The following is a 1,950-nucleotide window of genomic DNA, read 5'->3' as shown; positions in this document are numbered from 1 at the left end:
ACGGCGAAATTGTCAATGTTGGGCATGGCATAGGAGATAATGTTGATCAGTTTCTCATTCCTTTTATGTTTATGTCAACCAATCCACGCTATAACTGCCAGTATATTGAGTCGTTTCGTGAAGAAACTGGCTATTTAAGTGGATTGATGATGTAAATATATTTTATCTAATTTTCTGGGTTATGAAGTTGATCAGACTATCCTTGATAAAGAAAAAAATAATGATCGCGTATTTATGCCTAATCGTACTGTCAGACCTTTTTCAGAAATTCTTAACAAACATTAAGTTGTTACTTGTTATACGTTGAGTAATGACTTAGGAATATACTATCAATTTTATACAAAATTAAATGGGGCTAAATGCCCCATTTCAACTTAAAGACATTCGAATGCACTTTGTGACTTGGGTAGTAAAGATAAAAATAGTCATAAGTAATGGCAAATTTGGCCAACAACTTAACAAAGTTACCCAATGTTAATTTGCAAATTGATTAATAATTAAATATAGTGACAAGAAAAATGTCACTTTTAACAAAAAATAATCAAAGTAAGGATGAAAGAATATTTATGAAATTATGCAGAATAAAGAAAGTTCCACCAGTAATGTTGCTGTTATTGGTTTATACATCTTTCAGCATCGTTTGGTCTTACTGTTATTATAGATATGAGTCTGTTTTAAAGAATTTTGGTTTTTATACAACCGCAATAACCACTTTATTTTTTATTATGATTGTACATAATTGTATTTGTAGTTGTCGTAAACTTGTTGTCGCTTTTGGTTCTTTATTATTATTTCTTTTTTTATCTGAAATCAGCTATTTTGTTTTTTATGGAGAAATGATATCAGAAGGCGTACTTGATTCTATTGTCGAGACTAATTCTTACGAAGCACTATCAATGGCTAAGCAGACTTTAATTATAATAGGCCCTGCATTTATTGCGACTTTTCTTATTTTATTGATTCTTAAAAAATTCGTTTGTATTAAATTTAGACTTTTTATTCCCGTAACCCTTTATGTTATTTTTTTATTGCTTTTTATTTATTTTTTGGCAAATTACACAGTAATGAAAGCTGATCTTGAGCGAGGCTACTATAAACCTGCTGCCAGTGCACTGCGTAAATGCTATTCGGCTGTATTAGGTGATTTATCCTATATTTTGGTTAGTTATGCTTCAACAGATATTTATTCAAATACTCATGAAATTGAAAAATTTAATGAGGCTGTTCTTTTACCGCCTAATAAAACTGATAATGACCTGATCGTATTTATCATGGGTGAATCCTCTTTCGTAAACCGCTATAGTTCCTATGGCTATCATAAGCAAACTACGCCTTTTATGACCAAAATTTTTAGACAAAATAAAGGGTGTATTATTCCAAATAGCCATTCAGCTGCTGCCTTTACTCTTGATTCTATTCCAATGACACTTTCATTTAATACACCTGAAAGTGATGATAATTTATTTAATAATAAATCAATTATTGAAATGGCTAAATCCAATCATTACAAAACCTATTGGTTAGCATCGGCTGGGCAAGCAATTAAAGGGACATTTAATACTAAATTTGGTTTTATTGCACGTAAAAGTGATGTTGTGTCTTTTAGTGAGGATCGTCTTGATACTACTTTAAGTTTATTATTAGAAGAAACGCTACAAAAAGATCATTCTCCGAAAAAATTTATTTTTGTTCATTTAAGTGGTAGCCATAAACCTTATAAAGGCGGTTATGATGAAATTGATAAACAGGCTTTACCTGATGCTGAAGAATATGATCTAACTATTCATCATACTGATCGTGCAGTTAAGGCATTGTATGATGTTATCAATAAATACAGTGATAACTATACAATGATTTACACCTCGGATCACGGCGAAATTGTCAATGTTGGGCATGGCATAGGAGATAATGTTGATCAGTTTCTCATTCCTTTTATGTTTATGTCAACCA

The 1,950-nt window shown here is 31.0% G+C and carries 1 protein-coding gene; it reads left to right on the top strand.

The window, feature by feature from the left end; genetic code table 11:
- Window positions 1-566 precede the first annotated feature (566 nt).
- A partial coding sequence (locus GQ589_RS11630) for a sulfatase-like hydrolase/transferase (protein WP_160426394.1) occupies window positions 567-1,950 on the top strand: 1,384 nt, incomplete at its 3' end.

The organism is Gilliamella sp. Pas-s27 (assembly GCF_009795865.1).
In the GTDB taxonomy this organism is placed as follows: domain Bacteria; phylum Pseudomonadota; class Gammaproteobacteria; order Enterobacterales; family Orbaceae; genus Gilliamella.
Note: the sequence above shows the minus strand (reverse complement) of the source record. Positions and strands in the feature narration are given on the sequence as shown.